We start from the raw sequence: 25,443 nt of genomic DNA, 5'->3' as shown, positions 1-25,443 counted from the left end.
CATGGATGGCCCCTCTCGCCGTGCCCCTGGAGCAAGGATGGAGGGAGGGTAGTTTGGCGGAGCCAAACCCGGATGCAGGGGCAAGCCCTTTGGTTCCTTTCGGCGCTTGAGAAAGGGACTCGTCCGGGGGACGAAACCAGAAGCATCCGCANAACTCGGCAAGCAGCCTGGCTCAGGACGTTCTAGCAACACTTAACGCAGACATAGCCAATGAATTCGCCGCCACAGAAAAGCAGTTCGCCCCTATAGGCATTTTTGCCGCTACCGCTAGTGCTTGATCATCACATGCCGCACCACGGTGTAATCCTCCAGGCCGTACATGGACAGGTCCTTGCCGTAGCCGGACTGTTTGAAGCCGCCGTGGGGCATTTCGTTGGTGAGCATGAAGTGGGTGTTGATCCAGGTGCAGCCGTACTGCAGGCGCGAGGCCACGGCCGCGGCGCGGCCCACGTCGCGGGTCCAGAGCGATGACGCCAGGCCGTAGTCGGAATCGTTGGCCCAGCGCACGGCCTCGTCCACGTCGCTGAAGGGGGTGACTGTCACCACCGGGCCGAACACTTCCCGCTGCACGATCTCGTCATCCTGTTTCGCATGGGCCACCACTGTCGGCTCGTAGAAGAAGCCGCTGCCGGCCACCGGCTTGCCGCCTGTGGCTATCTGGATGTGGGGCAGGGTGCTGGCGCGTTCGACGAAGCCGGCTACCCGCTCGCGCTGGCTCTGGGTGATCAACGGGCCGAGCTCGGTGGCCGGGTCGTTCTGCAGGCCGGTCTTGAGGCTGGACACCGCGCTGGCCAGGTCGGCCACGAAGTTGTCGTAGATTTTCTTGCCGGCGTAGATGCGGCAGGCGGCGGTGCAGTCCTGCCCGGCGTTGTAGAAGCCGAAGGTGCGGATGCCGGCGACCACGTCGGCGAGGTCCGCGTCATCGAAGACGATCACCGGCGCCTTGCCGCCCAGCTCCATGTGGGTGCGCTTCACGCTGTCGGCGGCACTGCGGATGATGGCCTTGCCGGTGCCCACCGAACCGGTGAGGGACACCATGCGCACCAGCGGGTGCGACACCAGCGGGCTGCCCACGGTCGGGCCACGGCCCAGGACGATGTTCACCACGCCCGGGGGCAAGAGTTCGGCGATAAATTCGGCCAGGCGCAGGGCGGTGAGGGGCGTCTGTTCCGAAGGCTTGAGCACCACGGTGTTGCCGGCCGCCAGGGCCGGCCCCAGCTTCCAGGCGGCCATCATCAACGGGTAGTTCCACGGGGCGATGGAGGCGACCACGCCGATCGGGTCGCGGCGGATCATCGAGGTGAAGCCTGGCAGGTATTCGCCTGCCGCCGATCCGGTCAGACAGCGGCTGGCGCCGGCGAAGAAGCGGAACACATCAGCCACCGCCGGGATCTCGTCGTTCAGCGCGGCAGCGTAGGGCTTGCCGCAGTTGTCCGACTCCAGCGTCGCCAGTTCTTCGGCATGGCCTTCGATGGTGTCTGCGAGCTTCAGCAACAAGGTGGCGCGGTCGCGCGGCGAAGTTCGCGCCCAGCCCTCGAAGGCTGCATCGGCAGCGCGCACGGCCGCGTCGACTTGCGCTTCGCTGGCTTCGGGAATTTTCACCAGCACGGCGCCGGTGGCCGGGTTGAGCACGTCCAGCGCCTCGCCTTCGCCAGAGGCGAACTGGCCGTTGATCAGGAGTTTGGTTTGCATGGGGCGAGTCCTCGTTCGGTCTAGCCCCTCTCCCTTGGGAGAGGGGAGAAAAGCCGTCTCACTTCCCGCCGCCTGCCACTGCCTCGGTCCCCCGCGTGAGGTAGTAGGCGCCGAGGATGGGCAGCATGGTGGCGAGCATCACCAGCAGGGCGACGACGTTGGTCACCGGGACGTCGCGCGGGCGACTGAGTTGGCTGAGCAGCCAGAGCGGCAGGGTCTGTTCGTGGCCCGCGGTGAAGGTGGTGACGATGATCTCGTCGAAAGACAGCGCGAAGGCCAGCATGCCGCCTGCCAGCAGGGCGGTGGCGATGTTCGGCAGGATGATGTAGCGAAAGGTCTGCCAGCCATCGGCGCCCAGGTCCATGGAGGCTTCGATCAGGCTCTGGGAGGTGCGGCGGAAGCGCGCGATCACGTTGTTGTAGACGATCACCACGCAGAAGGTGGCGTGGCCGACGACGATGGTGAAGATGCCCGGCTCGATGCCGAGGGTCTTGAACGCGGCGAGCAGGGCGATGCCGGTGATGATGCCGGGCAAGGCGATTGGCAGGATCAGCATCAGGGTGATGCTTTCCTTGCCGAAGAAGTCGCGACGATAGAGTGCTGCGGCGGCCAGGGTGCCGAGCACCATGGCCAGGGCGGTGGCCATACAGGCGACCTTCACCGACAGGATGATGGCCTGCAACACATCCTCGCGACCGAACACCACGGCAAACCATTCCAGGGTGAAGCCCTGTAAGGGGAAGCTGTAGGACGACTCCTCGGTATTGAAGGCATAGAGCAGGATCACCAGGATCGGGAAGTGCAGGAATACCAGCCCGCCCCAGGCGGCCATGCGCAGGCCCCAGGATGCTCGTTCAGAGTGCATCGAAGGCCCCCAGCCGTTTGGCGATGGACAGGTAAATGGCGATCAGCACGATGGGCACCAGGGTGAACGCGGCTGCCAGCGGGATATTGCCCACCGAGCCCTGTTGCACGTAGACCATGGTACCGATGAACAGGCCGCTAGGCCCTACCAGTTGCGGGATGATGAAGTCGCCGAGGGTCAGGCTGAAGGTGAAGATGGAGCCAGCCACCACGCCGGGGAAGGCCAGCGGTAGGATCACCTGGGCGAAGGTTTGCCGGGGCCTGGCGCCGAGGTCCGCCGAGGCTTGCAGCAGCGAGGGTGGCAGCCGCTCCAGGGACGCCTGGATCGGCAGGATCATGAACGGCAGCCAGATGTAGGTGAACACCAGGAAGCGCCCGAGGTGCGACGTGGACAGGGTGTTGCCGCCGACGCCGGGCACAGTCAGCAGGGCGCCCAGCAGGCCCTCCAGGTGCAGTTGTTGGATCAGCCAGTAGAAGATGCCGCCCTTGGCCAGGATTACCGTCCAGGCGTAGGCCTTGACGATGTAGCTGGCCCACATGGGCAGCATCACGGCGATATAGAAGAAGGCTTTTTCTTTCGGCGTGGCGAAGCGCGCCATGTAGTAGGCGATGGGGAACGCCAGCACCGCGCTGGCCAGGCTCACGGCGATGGCCATGGTCAGGGTGCGCAGGATGATGTCGTAGTTGGCCGGATTGAACAGGGCGGCGTAGTTGGCCAGGGTCAGGTCCGGCGTCACCGCCATGGTGAAGTCATCGAAGGTGTAGAAACTCTGCCAGAGCAGGGCGAACAGCGAGCCTACGTAGACCACGCCGAACCAGAGCAGCGGCGGCGTCAACAGCAGCAGTAGGTAGAGCGTGGATCGGCGGTAGAGCAGGTTGGACAACCCGCGCAGCGGGCCGCTCTGATGGCTGGCGATGACGGTGCTCATGGCCTACTCGCTGAGCGCAACCATCGCGCTGCGCGCCCAGCAGGCGTGTACCTGCTGGCCGGGCTGCGGACGCGCACTGTCGGTCTCTTCGCCGTTGGGCAGGCTGACCGCCAGACGCCCGCCACCTTCCAGGTTGAGTTCGTAGCGGCTGCAGGCGCCGAGGTACTGCACGTCGTGCACCGTGCCGCTGACCTGCAGTTCGCCGTTGCTGGCACTGCCGAAGCGCACATGCTCGGGGCGCAGCGAGAAAGCGCCCATGTTGCCGGTGAGACGCTGAGCCAGTTCCCCGGAGAGGACATTGGCGGTGCCGACGAATTCGGCGACGAAGCGGGTACGCGGCTGTCGATAGAGGTTCTGCGGGCTGTCCACCTGTTCGATGCGGCCCTTGTTGAAGACCGCCACGCGGTCGGACATGGACAGCGCCTCGCCCTGGTCGTGGGTGACGAAGATGAAGGTGATGCCCAGTTGGCGCTGCAGTTTCTTAAGCTCCATCTGCATCTGTTCGCGCAGCTTCAGGTCCAGCGCGCCGAGGGGTTCGTCCAGCAGCAATACGCGCGGACGGTTGATCAATGCGCGGGCCAGGGCCACGCGCTGGCGCTGGCCACCGGATAGCTGCGCCGGCTTGCGCTCGCCGTAGCCGGGCAGGGCGACCATCCCCAGGGCTTCCTCGGCGCGAGCCAGGCGCTCGGCTTTGGCCACGCCTTTCACCTTCAGGCCGTAGGCGACGTTGTCGCGCACGCTCATGTGGGGGAACAGCGCGTAATCCTGGAACACGGTATTCACATCGCGCTCATAGGGCGGCAGGCCGGCGGCCTCTTCGCCGTGGATGCGGATGGAGCCCGAAGTGGGTTGCTCGAAGCCGGCGATCAGGCGCAGGCAGGTGGTCTTGCCCGAGCCTGAGGGGCCAAGCATGGAGAAGAACTCGCCGTCGCGGATCTCGATGGACACCCGATCGACCGCCTTCACCTCGCCGTAGTGGCGGCAGACATCGGTGAACTGGACGGCTGTGGTCATGTTCGTGCTCCGGATGGCTTTACGCCCTCTCCCTTCAGGGAGAGGGGAGGTTCTATCGCGCTACGGGCTGGACTGAGCGAGCGGCCCGAGGGCAAGGCGCCCCGCAGCGAGGCGCGAGACATACCTTCTGGTAGGCGAAGCGCCGAGTGAGGACGCAACGCCGCCATCAGGTCGCGCAGCCAGTTCAGCGGCCGCCCATGATCGCGATGTAATCCTGCGTCCAGCGACTATAGGGCACGAACTTGCCACCCTCGGCCTGCGGGGTCTTCCAGAAGGCGATCTTGTCGAACTGGTCATAGCCATTGGTGATGCAACCGCCGGGGCCGAGGAGTTCGCTGCTGGTGCAACCACTGGCAACCACGGGCAGGGAGCCGAACCAGGCGGCCAGGTCACCCTGGACCTTGGGCTGCAGGGACCAATCCATCCACTTGTAGGCACAGTTCGGGTGCTTGGCGTCCACATGCAGCATGGTGGTGTCGGCCCAGCCGGTGACCCCTTCTTTCGGGAACACGGTTTCGACCGGTTGCTTTTCGGCCTTCAGGGTGTTGGCCATGTAGCCCCAGGTGCTGGAGGCGGCCACGCCTTCGTTCTTGAAGTCGCTCATCTGCACGGTCGCGTCGTGCCAATAACGGTGCACCAGGCTGTGCTGCTTGCGCAGCAGGTCGAGCACAGCGGCGTACTGCGTTTCGGTGAGCTGGTAGGGGTCCTGGATGCCCAGTTCCGGCTTGGCGGATTTCAGGTAGAGGGCGGCGTCGGCGATGTAGATCGGGCCGTCGTAGGCCTGTACGCGGCCTTTGTTAGGCTTGCCGTCGGCCAGCTCCTGTGGCTCGAAGACCACGGCCCAGCTGTCGGGTGCCTGCTTGAACAGCTTGGTGTTGTACATGAGCAGGTTCGGGCCCCACTGATAGGGCGTGCCGTAGTGCTGGCCGTTGACGGTGTGCCAGGGGGCGTCCTGGAGGCGTTCGTCGAGGGTCTTCCAGTTGGGGATCAGGGCGATGTTGATTGGCTGCACCCGCTTGCCGAATATCAGGCGCAGGGAGGCGTCGCCAGAGGCGGTGACCAGGTCGTAGCCGCCCTTGGCCATCAGGCTGACCATCTCGTCGGAAGTGGCGGCGGTCTTCACGTTGACCTTGCAGCCGGTGTCTTTCTCGAACGGGGTGACCCAGTCGTAGTTCTTGTCCGACTCGCCGCGCTCGATGTAGCCGGGCCAGGCGATGATGTCGAGCTGGCCTTCGCCGGTACCGACTTGCTTCAGCGGTTCGGCGGCCTGGGCGGAGGCAACGAGGCAGGCACAACTGACGGCGAACGAAAGGAGAACGGGGTTGAGCGAAGGCATTTTCGACTCCTGTTGTACATGACGTGCGGAGCCTGTTCGGCGGAACTGCATGCCGTTGGCGGTGCGGCGAATACGAGCCGAAAAAAGCAGTTGCTGCTCGCATTCAGCAGCGTAGTTCGGGGCTTTGGGGCTGACAAGGAAGGGTGGCGGCGCGGCGGAACGGGGCGGATATCCGCAGGCGCGAATTCATCGGCTATGTCTGCATTAGGTTTTGCAGATAGCTGCAAGCCAGCTCCTACAAGGAAGTTGACCACTCGCACGCTCAGAAATGAATGGTCGCTTCGCCCTTGTGCCAGTTGCAGGGGCACAGCTCCTCGGTCAGCAGGGCGTCGAGCAGGCGTAGGGTCTCCTGGGGGTTGCGGCCTACCAGCAGGTCATTCACCGAGACATGGCGGATGACGTTGTCCGGATCGATGATGAAGGTCGCGCGTAGGGCTACGCCTTCGCGGCGGTCAATGATGCCCAGGGCGCTGGACAGTTCGTGCCGGGTGTCGGCCAGCCAGGGGAAGCTCAGGCCTTTCAGGTCCTTGTGGTCGCGGCGCCAGGCGAGGTGGACGAACTCGCTGTCAGTGGATGCCCCGATCAGTTGTGTATCGCGGTCGTTGAATTGCTCCAGCAGGTCACCGAAGGCCCTGATTTCGGTCGGGCAGACGAATGTGAAGTCGTTTGGCCAGAAGAACAGCACTTTCCACTTGCCACGGTAGCTGTCCTGGTTGACCCGCTTGAAGGCGCTCTCGGGGCTGGGCGCGTGTTCCGAATCGTGGTCCACCGCCTGCAGGTCGAATGCCGGCAGCTTGTCTCCGATGGTGAGCATGGCAGGTTTGCTCCAAGGCAGGATGGAGGCACTGGAATGGAGCAAGTATGGAAGGCTCCCAGGCGCTTGGAAAATGTGCTCGGGCTATACCGTCCATAGAAGGCGCTCCGTGACCATAGGTCGACGAGTTATAGGGCAAATTCCAAATCGCAACATATGTATAGAACAATCGGACCCTAGTGGTCACACAAGGCCGGACTAGACTGTCTGTTCCAGGGATGGCGGTGCCCCCAGGCGCAATCAGGGGAACACCTCGCCGTCGCAATCCGTCCAACCCTGTATCGCCGCCAAATAGGGCGGCGCGGTCAGTTCCGCTTCGCGGGCTGCACCAGTCTGGGGCGCGACGACTGTGCGTGTGTTGCAAGTTGTTGAAATGCAAGTGGTTGTTGCGATGGCACGGGGCTTGCGACTGCAAAACGGCCCGTGGCGACAAGGAGTTAGGCATGTCCCGCACTTTTTATGACGAAATGTACGACGCGAGTGGCGAATGCCGTCCGCATTACCGGGAATTCGCGCGCTGGCTGGCGGACACGCCCCAGGAACTGTTGGCCCAGCGACGTCGTGATGCCGACCTGCTTTTCCACCGTGCCGGCATCACCTTCACCCTCTATGGCGACGAGCAGGGCACCGAGCGCCTGATTCCCTTCGACACCATTCCTCGTTCCATCCCCATGAGCGAGTGGCGGGTGGTGGAGAAGGGCTGCATCCAGCGCGTCAAAGCGCTGAACATGTTCCTCGCCGACCTCTACCACAACCAGCGGATAATCAAGGCCGGGATCATTCCCGCCGAACAGCTGCTGGCCAACGAGGGCTATCAGATCGCAATGCAGGGCCTCGACCTGCATCGCGACATCTATGCCCACATCGCCGGGGTGGATCTGGTCCGCGATGGCGATGGCACCTATTACGTGCTGGAAGACAACCTGCGTACCCCCAGCGGTGTCAGCTACATGCTGGAGGACCGCAAGATGATGATGCGGCTGTTCCCCGAGCTGTTCGCGGCGCAGCGCATCGCCCCCATCGATCACTACCCGAACCTGCTGCTGGATACCCTGAAAAGCTCGAGCCCGCTGGACAACCCCAGCGTGGTGGTACTGACTCCCGGCCGCTTCAACAGCGCCTACTTCGAACATGCCTTCCTGGCCCGCGAGATGGGTGTGGAACTGGTGGAGGGCGCCGATCTCTTCGTGCGCGACGACCGCGTGTACATGCGTACCACCTCCGGCCCGCAACCGGTCGACGTGATCTACCGCCGGCTGGACGACGCCTTCCTCGACCCGCTGGCCTTCAACCCCGAATCCATGCTCGGCGTGCCTGGCCTGCTGGCCGCCTACCGCTCCGGCAACGTGGTGCTGGCTAACGCCATCGGTACCGGAGTAGCGGACGACAAGTCCATCTATCCCTATGTCTGCGACATGATCCGCTTCTACCTGGACGAGGAACCGATCCTGAAGAACGTGCCCACCTGGCAGTGCCGCAAACCCGAAGACCTGTCCCACGTGCTGGCCAACCTGCCCGAGCTCGTGGTCAAGGAAACCCAGGGTTCCGGCGGCTACGGCATGCTGGTGGGGCCCGCCGCCAGCAGCAAGGAGATCGAGACCTTCCGCGAGCGCCTCAAGGCCCGCCCCGAGGCCTACATCGCCCAGCCCACGCTGTGCCTGTCCACGTGCCCAACCTTCGTCGAGCAGGGCATCGCCCCGCGCCATATCGACCTGCGACCCTTCGTGCTCTCCGGGCGGGAGACTCGCCTGGTACCCGGCGGCCTGACCCGCGTGGCATTGCGTGAGGGCTCCCTGGTGGTGAACTCGTCCCAGGGTGGTGGCACCAAGGACACCTGGATCGTGGAGGACTGAGCATGCTGAGTAGAACTGCCTCCGAGCTGTACTGGATGTCGCGCTATCTGGAGCGTGCGGAGAACCTCGCGCGCATGCTCGACGTCAGTTATTCGCTGTCGCTGATGCCCCAGGACGGTCGTGGTGACGGCCTGGAAGAGCTGGCCATGTCCCTGCTCAGCACCGGCACCCTGGAGCTGTACCAGGAGCGTCACGGTGAGCTGAACGCTGGGCGCATGCTGCACTTCTTCGCCCTCGACGCCGACAACCAGGCGAGCATCTTCAGTTGCCTGCGCGCGGCCCGGATCAACGCCCATGCCGTACGTGGGCGGATCACGGCTGACATCTGGGAAAACATCAACGCCACCTGGCTGGAGATGCTGAGCATTTCCAACGAAGGTCTTGGTCGCTATGGCATCAGCCGTTTCTGCGAGTGGGTGAAGGAGCGCTCGCACCTGTTTCGAGGCGCCACCTACGGCACCATCATGCGTGGCGAGGCCTACCGCTTCATTCGCTTGGGCACCTTCATCGAGCGGGCGGACAACACCCTGCGCTTGCTGGACTCGCGCTACGAAATGTTTGGTGAAGAGTCGGAGGAGGTCAGCGACAACTCCGCCCGTGGCTACTACCAGTGGAGTGCGTTGCTCCGCGCACTGTCCTCCTTCGAGGCCTATACCGAGGTTTACCGTGGCTCCCCCAATTCCCGCCAGGTTTCCGAACTGCTGCTGTTGCGCGCCGACGTGCCGCGCTCGCTGCGCGCCTGCATGGAAGAGCTGAATCTCATCCTTGCCAACCTGCCGGGGGACAACGGCCGGCCAGCCCAGCGCCTGGCCGCCGAACTGGACGCGCGCCTGCGCTACACCGCCATCGACGAGATTCTTGCGGAGGGCCTGCACACCTGGCTCACCGACTTCATCCTGCTGGTCCGCCAACTGGCTCGGGCCATCCACAGCTCGTATCTGGAGGCTGTATGAAACTGTCCATCCGCCACGACACCACTTACCGCTACGACGATCAGGTTCGCGCCAGCATCCAGTACCTGCGCCTGACGCCCCAGGAAAGCGAACGGCAGCACGTCTTGAGTTGGCAGCTGACCTTGCCGCGTCCGGTACGCGCGCAGATCGACCCGTTCGGCAACACCTTCCATGTGCTGACCCTGGACGAGCCGCACGACGCCATCGTCATCAGTGCCCGCGGCCTGGTGGAGATCGACGAGAAGCGTGAGGCTGAGCATGACAAGCAGTCGGCCTTGCCCTTTCTGCGCTTCACCCGCCTGACCACCGCCGACGACGCCTTGCGCGAGTTCGCTGCGCAACAGTGCGGCAACCGCCGTGACCGCAATGGATTGATAGACCTGATGGCAGGCCTGCATGAGCAGATGCCCTTCAAGAAAGGCGTGACCGGCGTCGACAGCACCGCTGCCGAAGCCTTCGCCGGACGTGCGGGAGTCTGCCAGGACCACACTCACGCCTTTCTCGCCTGCGCTCGTAGCCTGGGCATCCCGGCGCGCTTCGTGTCCGGCTACCTGTACCAGGGCAATGACCAGAACCTGGCCAGCCATGCCTGGGCTGAAGCCTGGCTGGGCGATGCCTGGTACAGCTTCGATGTGACCAATAAGCTGGCTCGCCCGGAGCGCCACCTGAAGCTGGCGGTAGGGCTGGATTACCTGGACGCCTGCCCGGTTCGCGGCATGCGCCGGGCCGGTGGTGGCGAGCAGATGCACGCCAAAGTGGACGCGCCGCCGCTGCTGTTGGTGCAAGAACAGTAAGTCGGGTTTCCCGACTTCCCACGGCGCCGGCCGCCGCTTACTGCCAGCCCGCAAGGGCCGGCGGCCGGACACACGACGCGGGAAGCCTCAACAAGGAGAAGTAGCGGCATGACCTACTGCGTCGCCATGCACTTGGCCGATGGTCTGGTGTTCGTATCCGATTCGCGCACCAATGCGGGCATCGACCACATCGCCACCTTCCGCAAGCTTTACACCTTCGGCGTCACCGGCGAACGGCTGATCGTGCTGCAGAGCGCGGGCAACCTGGCCACCTCGCAATCGGTGGTGAACCTGCTCAAGCAGCGCCTGGACGGCTCGATCCCCAATTTGCACAACGTACCGACCCTCTACGACGCCACCGCCCTGGTGGCCGAGACCGTTCGCGAAGTCATCGCCCGCGACGGCGCACCGCTGGCCGGCAATACCGATCTCACCTGCTCCTTCCTGGTGGGTGGGCAGATCGCCGGTAATCCGCCGGATCTCTACAGCATCTACCCTCAGGGCAATTTCATTCAGGCCACCCAGGACACACCCTTCCTGCAACTGGGCGAGAGCAAGTACGGCAAGCCGATCCTCGACCGTAACCTGGAGTTCGAAACCAGCCTGGAAGAGGGCCTGCGCTGTGCCCTGGTGTCTTTCGATTCAACCATCCGAAGCAACCTCTCGGTGGGCATGCCGCTGGACCTGCTGGTCTATCACCGCGACAGCCTGATCCTGCCGGTCGGCTATCGGGTGACCGAGGAAGACAAATACTTTGCCGACATCCGCCGCCAATGGGCCGCCGGGTTGCAGAAACTGATCGGCGAACTGCCGGCGCCGCCGGTGGAATACAACGTGTGATCGGGGAGACCTTCGGTCTCCTTGGCCAATGAATTCATCCCTATAGGGCTTGGGCTAGGCACTCACCTAAGGGCTGACCTTTCTCCCCGCCATGTGCTTGAGGTAGCCAATCAGCTGCCCCAACTCCTCATCGGTTATCGCTTCCTTGGAGAAGCCCGGCATCTTGCCCTGGGGCCAGCGGCGCAGGCTCTGCGGGTTACGGATGTAGCGAGGGAGGAAGTCGCCGACCAGGTATTCAGTCGGGTTGTGGGGGATGTTCAGGTCCGGGCCAAACTGCGCGTCGCCGGCACCGTTGAGGCGATGGCAGGCCAGGCAGTTTTTCTGGAACTGGGCGAATCCAGCCTGCACCTCAGCGCCGGCATTGTCGGCCGGAAGCAGGGCAGGGAAGCGTTCGGCCACGGCGGGCAGATAGCGGATGCGTGCCACCTGAAAAGGCCACTGCTCCGGACCGATGCGTGCGGCTTTGGGCTCGGTCCAGACCAGGTAGAAGGGGCCGGCGCTGGGTTTGCCGGCAGCCAGTGGCGGCCAGGGCTTGGTCGGATCTTCGATCGCGAGCCAGGCGCGGGCGCCTTTCGTGGCCAGCAGTGGCGCGGCGGTCAACTCGGCGGCGAAGCCGTCCAGGGCCACGGCTTGCAAGTGCTGGTCAGGCGTGACGCCTTCCAGCAATGCGGCCAGTGGGACGGCGCGGTACTGCATGTCCTTCTTGTAGGAAACGTCATCCGGAATGCTCACCTCCTGCGCCTGGGGATGACTGAGCAGGGCGTCTGAATCCCAGGTACGGGTGCCGCCGGGCAGTTCCAGGGTCAGCTCGGCGGCGTGGAGCGGGGTGAAACAGACGAGCAGGGCGAGTAGCGCTTTGCGCATTGATCAGTCCTTGTCCAGGGCGGTTTTCAGGTCCAGGTAGCCGCCGCCATTGATCACCCGGCTGTAGCCCAGTTCCTGCAGGCTGTCCTGGGCGATGCTGGAGCGGCGGCCGCTGCGGCAGTAGAGCACTATGGGTGTGTTTTTGTCCGGGGCGGCCTCGGCAATGCGTTGGCCGATGTCTTCGTAACCGATGTTGCGTGCGCCGGGGAGGGTGCCTTCGGCGACTTCTTCAGGCGTACGCACATCGATCAGGATGGCATTGGGTTGGCGCAGTGCTTCGATGGCGGCGGCCTGGTCGGTTTCACCGGCGGTAGCCGGGAGGCTCAGGACCAGGGACAGGGACAGCGCGAGAACAGCGAGCAGGCTTCGCATGATGGTGTCTCCCTCGAAGAAGAGTCTTCAGGCAACCTAGCACAATTGCCTGAAGGTGGCGCAGGCCGTTAGGATCGCGGCTTTCCGTCAAACCTGCGCGTGTTTCGGGCCCTGTTTCGGGTGTCGGCAGCTATTAAGGAGAGGCCATGCTGGCCGAGTTGTTCGCGGTCATGGCGCCGGTGCTGATAGCCGCCGGTATCGGATACGGCTGGGCTCGTTCGGGGCAGTCCTATCCTACCGAGTTCATTGCGCGCCTGGTGCTCAACATTGGCACCCCAAGCCTGGTGCTTTCCACCCTCAGCCGCACCGAGATCGATCGTCACGCCTTCGGCCAGGTTGCCATTGCCTGCCTGGTGGTGATGCTGGCGATGGGGCTGATCGGGAGCTTGTTCAGCCGGGTATTCCGGCAGGACTGGCGCATCCTGGTACCGGCCTATCTCTTTCCCAACTCCGGCAACATGGGCCTGCCCATTACGCTCTATGCCTTCGGCGAGCAAGGGCTGGCGTTGGCCGTGGCGTTCTTCCTGGTGCTTTCAGTGGGGCATTTCAGCTTGGGGTTGTTGCTGTCCGGCACCGAGCGCTCGTCGAAGAAGCTCCTCGCCAACCCCATCCTCATCAGCCTGGCCCTGGCGTTGCCCCTGGTGATCTGGGACCTCCAATTACCGCGCTGGCTTGCCAACACCATTGGCCTGCTGGGTGGCATGACCATCCCGCTCATGCTGCTGACCCTCGGTGTCTCTCTGGCCAGTATCCGCGTCCATCACCTGGGCAACGGCATGTTGCTGGGCGCGATGCGAATTCTCTGCGGTGCGGCCGTGGGTTGGCTGGTGGGCTGGATGCTGGACCTGCCGCCGCTCGCCCAGGGTGTACTGGTGCTGCAATCGGCAATGCCGGTGGCGGTGTTCAACTACCTGTTTGCCGTGCGTGCAGGGCGTTCGCCGGAAGCAGTGGCAAGCCTTGTGATGTGCTCGACGCTGCTGTCCTTCGTGTTGATTCCATTGCTGCTGGCGTGGTGGCTGCCCGCGCTGCGTTGACCGCAGGGGCGGTACGCAGCACAGGACGACCAGTGGTTGGGCGGCGATCAGCTGACCAGACGGGTCAGGTTGGGAAGGATGAGAATTACTGTGGTGGCAAAGACGATCAGGCTCGCTTGCCGCATTTTCGGCTGCTTGAACATGGCCAACTGCCTTTGTTGTTGTTGGAGGTGCGTTGGTCAGGGCTCCCTACGGCCGGCCCGGAACTTCGCTCGCCTCCGTGGCTAGGAAAAACACCGCCCCGGCAAAACCCGGCAACGACGGCTACTTGCATTTCAAACTCTAGGGCTGGCATCACATATCGCTTATATCGGTTGGTAACTAGCGCATGGATGCTAGTAACGCCGGGCTATTGGGAACTACCTGCCGTCGTTGGGCGGCCCCGAGGCCAGACACATCCCTTTCACCTTGGCCAGCAACTGGCCACCAACTGACCGTTCGTCTGAGCGCAGCGGTCAATGGGGCTGAGCATTTCCGTCATTGAGCCCTTGGCCTATAGCGATAAGGTAGCCACAACCTGCCGGAGCACCGGCGGCCGACGGAAAGAACAACAGGTACCTAAGGTGCCGCCAAGCTGCCTCAAGAGGACGCCATGACCGAAGCATTCATTTTCGACGCGGTGCGCACGCCCCGCGGCAAGGGCAAGAAGGACGGCGCTCTGCACAGCGTCAAGCCGGTCAACCTGATCGCCGGGTTGCTGCGCGCCCTGGCCGAGCGCAACGACCTGGACACCAGTCAGGTGGACGATATCGTCCTTGGCTGCGTGACTCCGGTGGGCGACCAGGGCGCCGATATCGCCAAGACCGCCGCGCTGGTGGCCGACTGGGACGAGACGGTTTCCGGTCAGCAGATCAACCGTTTCTGCGCGTCCGGCCTGGAGGCGGTGAACCTGGCAGCGATGAAGGTGCGCTCCGGTTTCGAGGACCTGGTGGTCGCGGGTGGCGTGGAGTCCATGTCCCGCGTGCCCATGGGCTCCGACGGCGGCGCCTGGGCAATGGACCCGGAAACCAATCTTCACACCAGCTTCGTGCCCCAGGGCATCGGTGCCGACCTGATCGCCACCCTGGAAGGCTTCAGCCGTACGGATGTCGACGCCTTTGCCCTGCGTTCCCAGCAGAAGGCCGCGCGCGCCCGTGCCAACGGCGCGTTCAAGAAGTCCCTGGTGCCGGTCACGGACCAGAATGGCATCGTCCTGCTCGACCATGACGAGTTCATTCGCGCTGATTCCACGCTGGAAGGCCTGGGTGCGCTCAAGCCCAGCTTCGAGATGATGGGCCAGATGGGCTTCGACGCCACCGCCCTGCGCAAGTACAGCCAGGTTGAGCGCATCGAGCACGTGCACACGCCGGGCAACAGCTCCGGCATCGTCGACGGTGCCGCCGCCATGCTCATCGGCACCGCCGCCAAGGGCAAGGAACTGGGCCTGAAGCCCCGCGCGCGCATCGTCGCCACGGCGGTCACCAGCACCGATCCGACCATCATGCTCACCGGTCCCGCGCCGGCCACCCGCAAGGCCCTGGCCAAGGCCGGCCTGAACGTGGCCGATATCGATCTGTTCGAAGTCAACGAAGCTTTCGCCTCGGTGGTGATGAAGTTCATGAAGGACATGGGCGTGCCGGAGGAAAAGGTCAACGTCAACGGCGGCTCCATCGCCATGGGCCACCCGCTGGGCGCCACCGGCTGCGCCATCCTCGGCACCCTGCTGGACGAGCTGGAAGCGCGCAACCTGCGCTACGGCCTGGCCACCCTCTGCGTCGGCGGCGGCATGGGTATAGCCACGATCATCGAGCGAATCTGATCCGCCTGTAGGCGCGAGCTCTGCTCGTGAATGGTGCCCCTGTGAGGGGTGTTCGCGAGCGGCGCTCGCTCCTACGGCGACTGCGAATAGGACATAAGAAATGACTGACGCCATCCGTTACGAAAAAGGCCAGGACAATATCGTCGTCCTGACCATGGACATGCCCGGCCAGAGCGCCAACACCATGAACGCGGTGTACCGCGAAGCCATGGGCAAGGCGGTCGAGCGCCTGGACGCCGAGAAGGACAGCATCGCCGGGGTGATCATCACGTCGGCCAAGAAGACCTTCTTCGCCGGCGGCGACCTCAACGAACTGATCAAGGTCACCAAGGCTGACGCCAATGCCTTCTACCAGATGGTGCTGGATCTCAAGGGCCAACTGCGCCGCCTGGAAACCCTCGGCAAACCGGTGGTGGCCGCCATCAACGGCGCAGCCCTGGGGGGCGGCTGGGAAATCTGCCTGGCCTGCCATCACCGCATAGCCCTCAACGACAACGCTGTGCAGCTCGGCCTGCCGGAAGTGACCCTAGGCCTGCTGCCCGGTGGCGGCGGCGTGGTGCGCATGGTGCGCCTGCTGGGCATCGAGAAAGCGCTGCCGTACCTGGCCGAAGGCCGCAAGGTGCGTCCGGAACAGGCCCTCCAGGCCGGCCTGATCCACGACCTGGCGCAAACCCCGGACGAGATGCTGGCCAAGGCCCGCGCCTGGATCGCCGCCAATCCCAAGGCGGCACAACCCTGGGATACCGCCGGCTACAAGATTCCCGGTGGTACGCCGTCCAGTCCCAACGTGGCGCAGATGCTCGCCATCGCTCCATCGGTGCTGCGTGACAAGACCAAAGGCTGCTTCCCCGCGCCGGAGAAGATCATGTGCGCGGCCGTCGAAGGTGCGCAGGTGGACTTCGACACCGCGCAGCTGATCGAGGCGCGCTACTTCACCGAGCTGACCACCGGCCAGGTGGCGAAGAACATGATCGGTACCTTCTGGTTCCAGCTGAACGAGATCAATGCCGGCAGCTCGCGGCCCAAGGGCCCCGCGCCGTACGTGACGAAGAAGGTGGGCGTGCTTGGCGCCGGCATGATGGGAGCGGGTATTGCCTATGTTTCCGCCATCGCCGGTATCGAGGTGGTACTGAAGGATGTGTCAGTGGAGGCCGCGGAGAAGGGCAAGGCGTATTCCCAGGGGCTGCTCGACCAATTGGTGAGCCGTGGCCATATGGCGGCCGAGAAGCGCGACGCCATCCTCGCCCGCATCAAACCGACGGACAGTGACGCTGACTTTGACGGCTGCGACCTGATCATCGAAGCCGTGTTCGAGAATCGCGAGTTGAAGGCCAAGGTCACCGCCGCCGCCGAAGCTGCTGCGTTGCCGGATGCAGTGATCGCCTCCAACACGTCGACCTTGCCGATCACCGGTCTGGCGCAGGCGGTGGCCAAGCCGGAGAAGTTCATCGGCCTGCATTTCTTCAGCCCGGTGGACCGCATGCCGCTGGTGGAGATCATCCGTGGCGAGAAGACTTCGGACGAAACCCTGGCCCGCGGCTTCGACTACGTCCTGCAGATCAAGAAAACCCCCATCGTGGTCAACGACAGCCGCGGTTTCTTCACCTCCCGCGTGTTCGGCACCTTCACCAACGAAGGCATTGCCATGCTGGGCGAGGGGGTTTCCGCTGCGATGATCGAGAACGAAGCCCGCAAGGCCGGCATGCCGGTCGGGCCGCTGGCGATTTCCGATGAAGTCTCCATGAGCCTGATGACTCACATCCGCAACCAGACCGCTGAAGACCTCAAGGCCGAGGGGAAGGTGATGCCGACGCATCCGGCCTTCGCTGTAATCGACCTGATGGTCAGCGAGTACAAGCGGCCGGGCAAGGCTGCCGGTGGCGGCTTCTACGACTACCCGGCCGGCGGTCGGAAGCACCTTTGGCCCGAACTGAAGATGCGCTTCGAGAAAGCCGACAAGCAGATCCCGCAAGAGGACGTGCGCGATCGCATCCTCTTCATCCAGGCCATCGAAAGCGTGCGGTGCGTGGAGGAAGGTGTGCTGCTCTCGACCGCCGACGCCAACATCGGCTCCATCTTCGGCATCGGCTTCGCGGCCTGGACCGGCGGCGTTCTGCAGTTCATCAACCAGTACGGCCTGCAGGACTTCGTCGCCCGCGCGCGCTATCTGGCCGAGCAGTATGGTGAGCGTTTCGAACCGCCAGCGCTGCTGTTGGACAAGGCGGCCAAGGGCGAGCCGTTCTAACGCCCTGCCGCGCATAAAAAAACCGGCTCGATGCGAGCCGGTTTTTTGTGCCCTGAACCTGGTTCAGGCCTTGTCGAAGCGGCTTTCCAGGTAGCGGATGATGTCGTTGGACTCGTACATCCAGCGGCTTTCACCGTTCTCGTCGATGCGCAGGCAGGGCACCTTGATCTTGCCACCGCCGGCCAGCAGGGTCGCGCGATGGGTTTCATCATTCTTCGCGTCGCGCAGGGCGATCGGCAGGTTCAGCCGGTGCATGGCGCGCCGGGTCTTCACACAGAAGGGGCAAGCGTTGAACTGGTAGAGCGCGAGGTTGGCGGTTTCTTCCGCGACCTGGGCTTGCGCCTCCGGGTTGCGGCGCAGCTTGCGCGGACGGGTGATGAAATCGAGGAAGATGATCAACTGGCTCAGGCCGACTCGTAACGCCTTGATGAACACTGCTGCGTACCCTTGAGTGAAAAACGGGCCGGCAGTCTACCGGAACTTGGCGGAAGCGAACGCCTTTCACGCCAGATGGTCGCCGCCCCTCTCCCTTTCAGGGGAGGGGCGGATCGAGGAGAGGTCAGCGGGGTAGCGAGATGTCCGGCATCGCATGCGCCGGAATGATCGCGCCAGGGTGGCCGATCACGGTGGCCGCCAGGCAATGGCCGTTTGCGGCGGCCTCGTGGGCGGAAAGGCCCTGGATGCGGCTGGCCAGGTAGGCGGCGGCAAAGGCGTCGCCGGCGGCGCAGCTATCGACCACTTTCCCAAGCGTTTGTCCCGGCACGTCTATCTCGCGCTGCGCGGTGGCAATCAGGCAAGGCCTTGCGCCCTGCTTGATCACAACCTCGCTGCAACCCAGGGCCAAGGTGCGCCTCGCCGCTTCTGTGGCGGTGTGCTGGCCATACAACTGGTGTTCATCATCCAGCGTCAGCAGGGCGATGTCGGCCATCGCCAGCACGCGCTCATGGGCGGCACGTGCGTCCTGCGTCGACCAGAGGGCGGGGCGGAAGTTGTTGTCGAACCAGAGCTGGCCTCCCTCTGCCACAAAGCTTTCCAGGGCTTCGAGCAGCGCCAGGCGCCGGTTGGCGGGTAACAGCGCGAGGCTGATTCCGGACAGGTAGAGGGCGTCGGTCCGGCCCTGGTCCAGCCAGGCACTGAAGTCGGTTTCCATGGCGAAGTACTGGCGGGCTGCGCTGGTATCGCGCCAGTAGAGGAAGCTGCGCTCGCCCAGCGGGTCCACGTCCACCAGGTAAAGGCCCGGCAGTGTGCCGGGCAGGCGTGTCACGCGCGCCGTCTCGATGCCTTCGCATTGCCACTGTTGAATCAGCTCGTCGCTCAGACGGTCGTCGCCCAGTGCGCTGATGTAGTGGACGCGGGCGCGGCCACCGGCGAGCAGGCGTGCCATGTACAGGGCGGTGTTGAGGGTGTCGCCGCCGTATCGGCGCTGCAGCGGCTGGCCGCTCAGTTCGACCATGCATTCACCCAGGCAGGCGATGTGAAGGCAGTCGCGCATGCTGTCAGGACTCCCGGTAGGCGATGCAGTCGACCTCGACCTTGCAGTCGATGACCATGCTCGAAACCACGCAGGCGCGGGCCGGGGGGTGGGCGCCGAAGTACTGCTGGAAGACCTGGTTGAAGGCGGCGAAATCGCGCGGGTCGTCGAGCCAGACGCCGCAGCGGACCACGTGTTCCGGCCCGTAGCCGGCTTCTTCGAGGATATCCAGGACGTTACGGATGCACTGGTGGGCCTGGGTGGCGATGCCGCCGTCTACTACCGCCCCGTCGCGCATGGGCGTCTGCCCGGAAACGAACAGCCAGCCGGCGGCCTGTACTGCTCGCGCGAAGGGCAGTTGCTGGTTGCCGGTGCCTTGGGCGACGCCGTGGCGTTTGAGTGATTTCATTGTGTGTTCTCCTTGAGAGTTGCTGCAGGGATGGATGTGTTGCGAGGCAGGAAGCGACCGGCACGCCGGGGCAGGGCGAGGCCGTCGCGGTACGACAGCACCCCGTTGACCCACACGGCTCGAATGCCGGCAGCGGGTTGTTCGGGGTCGTCGAAGCAGGCGGTGTCTTTGATGCGTTGCGGGTCGAATAGCACCAGATCGGCCCAGTAGCCGGGGGCGAGCAGTCCGCGCTGGGCCAGGCCGAAGCGGGTTGCGCTAAGGCCCGTCATCTTGTGTACCGCCGTTTCCAGCGGCAGCAGGCCGAGGTCCCGGCTGTAGTGGCCGAGTACGCGGGGAAAGGCGCCCCACAGGCGAGGATGCGGCCGCGGGTCTTCGGGCAGGCCGTCGGAGCCGACCATGCTCAGCGGGTGGGCGAGGATGCGTTGGACGTCGGCCTCGCTCATGCAGTGGTAGACCGCGCCAGCCGGTTGCAGTCGCCGGGCCGCGTCGAGCAGTGGGACACCCCAACTTTCTGCAATGGCCGCCAGGGTGCGTCCCGCCATCTCCGGATGCGTTTGTGACCAGGTGATGAGGATGTCGAAGTCTCCGGTGACCTGCTTGAGGTCGAGGGTCGAAGAACTCGCCGAATAGGGATAGCAGTCGCAGCCGACCTCCTGGTGTCGGTGGGCGGTTTCCAGGCTGGTGAGTACCTCCTGGCTGCGTCCCCAGTTGCCGGCGCCGGCGCATTTGACGTGAGACACCACCAGTGCGCAGCGCGCGTGTCGGGCAGTCGCATAGGCCTCGTCGAGTGCGCCGAGGATGTAGTCGAATTCGTCGCGCAGGTGCGTGGTGTAGAGCCCACCGTAATCACCCAGCACGTCGGCGAGCTGCATGACTTCAGCGGTGCTCGCGCTCCTTGCCGAGGCGTAGGCCAGCCCGCTGCTGAGGCCCAGGGCACCATGGGCGAGGGCATCCGCCAACTGACTGCGCATGGCCGCGATTTCGTTGGGATGGGCGCTGCGGTCGAGGCGGTCCATGTGGTTGCTGCGCAGTGCGGTGTGGCCGACCAGGGCAGCGACGTTGACCGCCGGCACGGCTGTATCGACCGCTACGCGATAGTCCGCGAAGGTTGGGTAGACGAAGGCGGAGGCGGGCCCCAGCAGGTTCATCGGGTCCGGCGGCTCGCCCGCCAGGGACACGGGCGCGGCGCTGATGCCGCAGTTGCCGACGATCACGGTGGTTACGCCCTGGCTGAGCTTGGGCAGCATCTGCGGCTGGCGGATCACCATGGTGTCGTCGTGGGTGTGTACGTCGATGAAGCCCGGCGCCAGCACCAGTCCGTCGGCATCGACGACCTCTGTTGCGCTGGCGTGCGCGGCCTCGCCCAGCAGTGCGATACGACCGCCAGCGATGCCGAGATCGCCGGTGAAGGGGGCATTTCCGCTGCCGTCGATGACAGTCGCCCGGCGAATCAGCGTTTCGAAGTGGCGCATGGTTCAGTCTCCCAGGGGCAGTCGGTCTTCGCCGCGGCGATGGTCATCCAGCGCCAGCTTCACGCGACGTAGCAGCTCCTGGCTGGTGGCGGGTGTGCGCAGAGCGGTTTCGGTTGCCAGCAGGTCGATGGCCAGCAGCATCCCGTAGCGTGCGGCGGTGGGTTTGTAGATGAAGTCGGTTTCGTCGAGGGCGATGGGGATCTGGATGTCGGCCAGGTCGGCCAGCGCGCTGCCGGCTCGGGTGATGGTCAGTAGGCGCGCGCCATAGGATTTGGCGAGGCGGGCGGTGGTGAGCAGTTCAGGGGTGATGCCGGTGATCGAGAGAATGACCAGCAGGTCCCTGGGACCCAAGGTGGCGGCCGCGATGCGCATCAACACGGGATCGTGGTAGGCCGACACCGGGTAGCCCAGCCGTACCAGGCGGTACTGCACTTCGCCGGCAAGCAGTGTCGAACATCCGCCCATGCCGAAGGCGTAGATCTTCTGCGCCGAGCAGATGAGGTCCACGGCGGAGCGGAAGGTCCTTTCGTCGAACGCCGCCAGATGCCGATGCAGGCTCTGTTCAATGTCGTCGACTATCTGGCCGAAGTAACGTGGCACCCGCTGCGGTGCGGCGCCAAGGAAGCGGCTACCGACGGTGCTGGCGCGGGCCAGCTTGAGGCGCAGTTCCCGCAGGTCTGCGCAGTCCATCAGGCGGGCGAATCGCGACAGCGCCGCCTTGCTTACTCCTGCTTTCGCCGCCAGTTCACCGATGGCGGCCGAGGCGGCGAAGCCGACGTCATCCAGGATCGTCTCGGCCACCTTTGCCGAGTTGCCGCGCAACTGATCACGGCGGCTGCGGATGAGATAGAGGATGTCCATGTCAGAGCATCCGCGCGAGGCCGAGGGTCAGGATGAAGGCCACCACTGAAACCAGCGTCTCCAGCACCGTCCAGGTCTTCAGCGTCTGCACGACGGTCATGTTGAAGTACTCCTTTATCAGCCAGAAACCGCCGTCGTTGACGTGGGAAAGGATCAGCGAGCCAGCTCCCGTCGCCAGAACCAGCAGTTCCGGATGCGGATAACCGCTGGCCAGGGCGATCGGCGCGACGATGCCTGCCGCGGTGGTCATGGCGACGGTCGCCGAGCCGGTGGCGACGCGCATCAGTGCTGCCACCAGCCAACCGAGCAGCAGCGGCGAAAGGTCGAAGCGCGCGGAGAGTTCGACGATCTCCCGGGTCACCCCGGTTTCGATGAGGATGCGGTTGAGCCCGCCGCCGGCGCCGACCAGCAGGGTGATGGCCGCGGTGGGCGCCAGGCATTCGTTGCTGAAGCGCAGGATGGCGTCACGGTTGAAGCCACGCGCCAGGCCCAGGGTCCAGAAGCTCACCAGGGTCGCGATCAACAGGGCGATCACCGAGTTGCCGATGAAGTGCAGAACGGCATTGAGGGTCGAGCCAGCTTCGCTGAGTTGGTCAGCCCAGCCACCGAGCAGCATCAGCAGCACCGGCAGCAGGATGGTGCCCAGGGTGATGCCGAAGCCCGGCAAGTTGGCGGGCCGGGATTGGGATTCGGTGAATTGCTCGGCAATCGGGTTGTGCGCCGGCAGGCTGATGCGGGGCGCCACCAGGCGGGCGAAGATCGGTCCGGCGATGGCCGCGGTGGGCACGCCGACGAGGATGGCAAAGAGCACGGTGCGACCGACCTGGGCCGAGTACTCGCCCACAGCCAGCATGGCTGCGGGGTGCGGCGGAACCAGACCGTGTACCACCGAGAGCCCGGCAACCATGGGTAGTCCGGTCATCAGCACCGACGAGCCAATGCGCTTGGCGATGGTGAAGGCGATGGGCACCAGCAGCACGAAGCCCACCTCGAAGAACAGCGGCAGGCCGCAGAGGAAGGCGATGCAGGCCATGGCCCAGTGGGCATTGCGCTCGCCGAAGCGGGCGATCAGGGTCTGCGCGATGCGCTCGGCGCCGCCCGATTCGGCCATCATCTTGCCGAGCATGGTGCCGAGCGCCACGACCAGGGCGATGTGGCCGAGGGTTTTGCCGACACCGGCCTCGTAGGCGATGACGATGTCCTTGGCCGGCATCTGGGCAGCCAGCGCCAGTCCCACCGAGACCAGGGTGATGACGATGAAGGGGTTGAGGCGGTAGCGCGCGATCAGCACGACCAGGGCAATGATGGCGAGCGCGGCGTAAACCAACAGCGGGCTTCCTGTCGCTGCGTGCATGGGGTGTTCCTTATTCTTCAGGCAAAAGGGGGCTATCCCGCCCGTTGGCGGGGGCTTGGTTAGGTAATGGGGGCGGCTAGAAGAAGGTTTCCACGGCTCCGACCACGCGGTAGTCGTCATCCACCAGCAGCAGTTGCCGCCACTTGTCGAAGGTCAGGCAGGGGTGGGAGATCTCGAAGGCCAGCAGGTCGCCGACCTGCAGGTCGGCATCCTGCGGGAGGGTCATGAAGGCGTGCTGGTCCATCATGCGGGTGATGCGCCAGTCCACCGGCGCCACCCTCGGCGTTTGATCCGAGCCAGGGCGGTGGTGCAACGACGTGATGGGCATACCGGCATCGAACGCGGCATCGCGCTTGCCCAGGGCGATGATTGCCAACCCAGGCTCCGGCATCGACTGTACGTTGGCCCAGAGCTGCAGCGCCGGCAGCAGGCTGCGGCCCATTTCCTGCGCCACCCTGTTGTTGGCCTGGATGCGTTGCTCGGCGTCGCGGTAGATACCGGCATCGTGGGTCAGGTAGCAGCCGGGGCGCAGGATCACCTGCAGCGGGTGGCCGATGTCCTGGCCGGCGAATTCTTCGGCGACGACGTCGAACCAGGCCGAACCCGCACCAGAAAGCAGAATCTCCGGTTCGGCGAAGCAGTTTCCATCGGCCAGGGCGCGGGCGCGCTGCAGGACATGGCGGAGCAGCCGGCGAATGGCGTCCTCTTCCAGCAGCACACCTTCGTAGAGCTCGATGCCTACCAGATCGATGGACTGCGGCCAGCGTCTGATGGCCTCGAGCAGCTCGGCTTCCTGATCTGGATTGCGGATGCCGGTGCGCCCGCCCGGAACGCCATATTCGATCAACACGCGCAGGCGCTGGCCGGCCTCGTCGAAGTAGCGCCCGAGGGCGTCCACGTTGACGGGGGAGTCCACCAGGCAGCAGAAGCTGAAGTCCAGGTCCTGCAAAAGCCGCGAGACGATTGCCATGTTGCCCTTGCCCACCAGTTGATTGGCCAGCAGGACGCGGCGGACGCCGGCGGCATAGGCGGCCTGGACCTGGGGCGCGGTCGCCAGCGTAATGCCCCAGGCGCCGTGCGCCAGCTGCAGGTGGAAGAGGGTGGGGCTCATGGTGGTCTTGCCATGGGGGGCCAGTTGCACGCCGTAGCGCTGGATGAACTGGCGCATCCACTCCAGGTTGTGGTGGATGCGGCTTTGGCGCAGTACCGCCACCGGCAAGCTGACGTCTTCGTCGAGTATGTTCCAGCCCAGCGCTTCTATCGCTTCCAGTGGGCAATCCGGAGGGGTGGCGCCAAGGCCTTTGGTGAGCGGGTTCAATGACCGTTCTTGAAACTTGTTTTCAGTCATGCGGGCTTTCTCCCTGAGTTCCTGAAAACAAGTATCACTGAACGCCGCCGCAAGCCAGGTACCCCCACAGAGCCGGAAGTAAGCTGATCGGGTGCGGGTGCTGACCGTCTGAAGAATTGGCCAAATAGCTCTAGCCCAGCCGTTCGCGCGCTGTTCCATCAGTTTGGCTGGTTGCCGCAGAGAATGAGTCCAATCGTTCGGCGTCAGTTGCCTACGTGTAAATGAGGTGGTGTCTGCATTCGTCCAAGAATGCTTCTGACGCCGTAGCGGATAAGCCCTAGGGGTTTTGCCATTTGGATGGCTAGGCCTGGCGTGATTGCAGCGGTTAGCTGGTGCAGCAGGCCAGCGAACTCATGTCGAAGACAGCCGGTAGCGAGATCTCGCGGCCGGTCGGCGGGTTGCCCGACAGGACGTGTATGGCGCGCTCGTTGGTGATTCCGCGGCTGATGTTGTGCTTGGCTTCGATGTTCTTCGCCAACGAGCCCACCGAGCCGTGGGCGCAGCCTATCAACGAAAAGCCGTTGGTCATGACTGCCAGGGCGGTGAGGAAATAGAGTCGGTTCCTGTGCTGTTTCATTTTCGGTCGTGCCTGTGCCTGGTGTCAGCCTTGGTGTCTGCCGCTGGGTTTCTTCTGGCTCGCCAGCAGCACCGGGATGCTCTGGCTGAGTTGTTGGTAGAAACTCATGGATGCGTCTGTGGGACTCACCCCGATGCGACCGCGCTCGTAACCGAAGCTGATGGCAAGCACCACCATCACCACAACGAAATACAGGCCGAGGCTGGCGAGGGCGCCATTACGCGCGTACTGAATGATGGGGTTGCTCATTTCTGGACTCCGCGACCGGGGGACTTGGGGTGGACGTAGAGTCGCGAAAATCCTTTCGATGAAAAAACGACGTTCAGGCATGGTAAGTATCGACGGCACCAATAGTTCCGTCGGGCGCCGTCAATTTTACTTGACGTGGCTTGTAAAGCACCGAGCTAGAGCGGCACAGCCTTGCGGCTTCGGCAGGGGAGGCACGGCACCTGATGCAGCCTATCGCCCTGTTAGGCGTTGGCTATGGGGCAGGGGATCAAGCGGTATTTCAATCACACCGTCACTGTGTTAAATAAATCGCACATTTTC

24 protein-coding genes are annotated in these 25,443 nt (G+C 64.3%); 7 read left to right on the top strand and 17 right to left on the bottom strand.

Annotated elements, in window-relative coordinates:
• Nucleotides 1-267 precede the first annotated feature (267 nt).
• From E8F20_RS24085 to E8F20_RS24060, 6 genes are all read right to left on the bottom strand, one after another.
• Complete coding sequence (locus E8F20_RS24085; RefSeq protein WP_280286002.1) at nt 268-1,692, bottom strand: gamma-aminobutyraldehyde dehydrogenase; 1,425 nt, start codon at nt 1,690-1,692, stop codon at nt 268-270.
• Nucleotides 1,693-1,750: 58 nt separating this feature from the next.
• A complete protein-coding gene (locus tag E8F20_RS24080; protein ID WP_280286001.1) occupies nt 1,751-2,557 on the bottom strand; it encodes an ABC transporter permease in 807 nt (268 codons plus the stop codon).
• Nucleotides 2,547-3,485 carry an ABC transporter permease gene (locus E8F20_RS24075; RefSeq protein ID WP_280286000.1) on the bottom strand — a complete coding sequence of 313 codons (939 nt, stop codon included), beginning with the start codon at nt 3,483-3,485 and terminating at the stop codon, nt 2,547-2,549. The genes E8F20_RS24080 and E8F20_RS24075 overlap by 11 nt, the downstream gene beginning before the upstream one ends.
• Nucleotides 3,486-3,488: 3 nt before the next feature.
• The gene (locus E8F20_RS24070) at nt 3,489-4,499 is read right to left on the bottom strand and encodes an ABC transporter ATP-binding protein (protein WP_280285999.1); all 1,011 of its coding nucleotides are present in this window, start codon (nt 4,497-4,499) and stop codon (nt 3,489-3,491) included.
• A 184-nt stretch (nt 4,500-4,683) separates the two neighbouring features.
• Nucleotides 4,684-5,835 carry a putative ABC transporter substrate-binding protein YdcS gene (gene ydcS, locus E8F20_RS24065; RefSeq protein WP_280285998.1) on the bottom strand — a complete coding sequence of 384 codons (1,152 nt, stop codon included), beginning with the start codon at nt 5,833-5,835 and terminating at the stop codon, nt 4,684-4,686.
• Nucleotides 5,836-6,097: 262 nt separating this feature from the next.
• Complete coding sequence (locus tag E8F20_RS24060) at nt 6,098-6,649, bottom strand: peroxiredoxin (protein WP_137823367.1); 552 nt, start codon at nt 6,647-6,649, stop codon at nt 6,098-6,100.
• Between the two features lie 443 nt (nt 6,650-7,092).
• On the opposite strand from E8F20_RS24060, the gene E8F20_RS24055 reads away from it, so the two are divergent.
• From E8F20_RS24055 to E8F20_RS24040, 4 genes are all read left to right on the top strand, one after another.
• Nucleotides 7,093-8,502: a circularly permuted type 2 ATP-grasp protein gene (locus tag E8F20_RS24055; protein ID WP_028627224.1), complete on the top strand. Its 1,410-nt coding sequence runs from the start codon at nt 7,093-7,095 to the stop codon at nt 8,500-8,502.
• Nucleotides 8,503-8,504: 2 nt separating this feature from the next.
• Nucleotides 8,505-9,455: an alpha-E domain-containing protein gene (locus tag E8F20_RS24050; protein ID WP_280285997.1), complete on the top strand. Its 951-nt coding sequence runs from the start codon at nt 8,505-8,507 to the stop codon at nt 9,453-9,455.
• Complete coding sequence (locus E8F20_RS24045; protein WP_280285996.1) at nt 9,452-10,249, top strand: transglutaminase family protein; 798 nt, start codon at nt 9,452-9,454, stop codon at nt 10,247-10,249. The genes E8F20_RS24050 and E8F20_RS24045 overlap by 4 nt, the downstream gene beginning before the upstream one ends.
• 108 nt (nt 10,250-10,357) lie before the next feature.
• Nucleotides 10,358-11,089 (top strand): proteasome-type protease, encoded by a 732-nt coding sequence (locus tag E8F20_RS24040; RefSeq protein WP_280285995.1) that lies wholly within the window; start codon nt 10,358-10,360, stop codon nt 11,087-11,089.
• A 66-nt stretch (nt 11,090-11,155) separates the two neighbouring features.
• Here the strand turns inward: E8F20_RS24040 and E8F20_RS24035 are convergent, their stop codons facing one another.
• Nucleotides 11,156-11,953, bottom strand: coding sequence for a cytochrome c (locus E8F20_RS24035; protein WP_280285994.1), 798 nt, complete (start codon nt 11,951-11,953; stop codon nt 11,156-11,158).
• 3 nt (nt 11,954-11,956) lie between these two features.
• Nucleotides 11,957-12,325 carry a rhodanese-like domain-containing protein gene (locus E8F20_RS24030; RefSeq protein WP_280285993.1) on the bottom strand — a complete coding sequence of 123 codons (369 nt, stop codon included), beginning with the start codon at nt 12,323-12,325 and terminating at the stop codon, nt 11,957-11,959.
• A gap of 146 nt (nt 12,326-12,471) precedes the next feature.
• Between E8F20_RS24030 and E8F20_RS24025 the strand changes: the two genes are divergently transcribed.
• From E8F20_RS24025 to E8F20_RS24015, 3 genes are all read left to right on the top strand, one after another.
• Nucleotides 12,472-13,359: an AEC family transporter gene (locus E8F20_RS24025; RefSeq protein ID WP_280285992.1), complete on the top strand. Its 888-nt coding sequence runs from the start codon at nt 12,472-12,474 to the stop codon at nt 13,357-13,359.
• 592 nt (nt 13,360-13,951) lie between these two features.
• The gene (locus E8F20_RS24020; protein WP_280285991.1) at nt 13,952-15,157 is read left to right on the top strand and encodes an acetyl-CoA C-acetyltransferase; all 1,206 of its coding nucleotides are present in this window, start codon (nt 13,952-13,954) and stop codon (nt 15,155-15,157) included.
• Between the two features lie 100 nt (nt 15,158-15,257).
• Nucleotides 15,258-17,402 (top strand): 3-hydroxyacyl-CoA dehydrogenase NAD-binding domain-containing protein, encoded by a 2,145-nt coding sequence (locus tag E8F20_RS24015; RefSeq protein WP_280285990.1) that lies wholly within the window; start codon nt 15,258-15,260, stop codon nt 17,400-17,402.
• Nucleotides 17,403-17,465: 63 nt separating this feature from the next.
• On the opposite strand, the gene E8F20_RS24010 is transcribed toward E8F20_RS24015, so the two are convergent.
• The 9 genes from E8F20_RS24010 to E8F20_RS23970 all read right to left on the bottom strand — a co-directional run bounded on the left by E8F20_RS24010 (nt 17,466) and on the right by E8F20_RS23970 (nt 25,143).
• The gene (locus E8F20_RS24010) at nt 17,466-17,837 is read right to left on the bottom strand and encodes a glutathione S-transferase N-terminal domain-containing protein (RefSeq protein ID WP_280285989.1); all 372 of its coding nucleotides are present in this window, start codon (nt 17,835-17,837) and stop codon (nt 17,466-17,468) included.
• Nucleotides 17,838-17,961: 124 nt separating this feature from the next.
• Nucleotides 17,962-18,894, bottom strand: coding sequence for a sugar kinase (locus tag E8F20_RS24005; protein ID WP_280285988.1), 933 nt, complete (start codon nt 18,892-18,894; stop codon nt 17,962-17,964).
• Between the two features lie 4 nt (nt 18,895-18,898).
• On the bottom strand, nt 18,899-19,282 hold the full coding sequence (locus E8F20_RS24000; protein ID WP_280285987.1) for a RidA family protein: 384 nt from the start codon (nt 19,280-19,282) through the stop codon (nt 18,899-18,901).
• On the bottom strand, nt 19,279-20,754 hold the full coding sequence (locus tag E8F20_RS23995; RefSeq protein ID WP_280285986.1) for a D-aminoacylase: 1,476 nt from the start codon (nt 20,752-20,754) through the stop codon (nt 19,279-19,281). The genes E8F20_RS24000 and E8F20_RS23995 overlap by 4 nt, the downstream gene beginning before the upstream one ends.
• Before the next feature lie 3 nt (nt 20,755-20,757).
• Nucleotides 20,758-21,615: a MurR/RpiR family transcriptional regulator gene (locus tag E8F20_RS23990; RefSeq protein WP_280285985.1), complete on the bottom strand. Its 858-nt coding sequence runs from the start codon at nt 21,613-21,615 to the stop codon at nt 20,758-20,760.
• Between the two features lies 1 nt (nt 21,616).
• Nucleotides 21,617-22,969: a gluconate:H+ symporter gene (locus tag E8F20_RS23985; RefSeq protein ID WP_280285984.1), complete on the bottom strand. Its 1,353-nt coding sequence runs from the start codon at nt 22,967-22,969 to the stop codon at nt 21,617-21,619.
• A 76-nt stretch (nt 22,970-23,045) separates the two neighbouring features.
• Nucleotides 23,046-24,317 (bottom strand): amino acid deaminase, encoded by a 1,272-nt coding sequence (locus tag E8F20_RS23980; protein WP_280285983.1) that lies wholly within the window; start codon nt 24,315-24,317, stop codon nt 23,046-23,048.
• 325 nt (nt 24,318-24,642) lie between these two features.
• Nucleotides 24,643-24,894: a hypothetical protein gene (locus E8F20_RS23975; RefSeq protein WP_280285982.1), complete on the bottom strand. Its 252-nt coding sequence runs from the start codon at nt 24,892-24,894 to the stop codon at nt 24,643-24,645.
• Between the two features lie 24 nt (nt 24,895-24,918).
• Nucleotides 24,919-25,143 carry a hypothetical protein gene (locus tag E8F20_RS23970; protein WP_280285981.1) on the bottom strand — a complete coding sequence of 75 codons (225 nt, stop codon included), beginning with the start codon at nt 25,141-25,143 and terminating at the stop codon, nt 24,919-24,921.
• Nucleotides 25,144-25,443: the final 300 nt, after the last annotated feature.

The organism is Pseudomonas sp. BN415, assembly GCF_029871195.1.
In the GTDB taxonomy this organism is placed as follows: Bacteria; Pseudomonadota; Gammaproteobacteria; order Pseudomonadales; family Pseudomonadaceae; genus Metapseudomonas; species Metapseudomonas resinovorans.
This window is presented reverse-complemented; position numbering and strand designations above follow the sequence as displayed.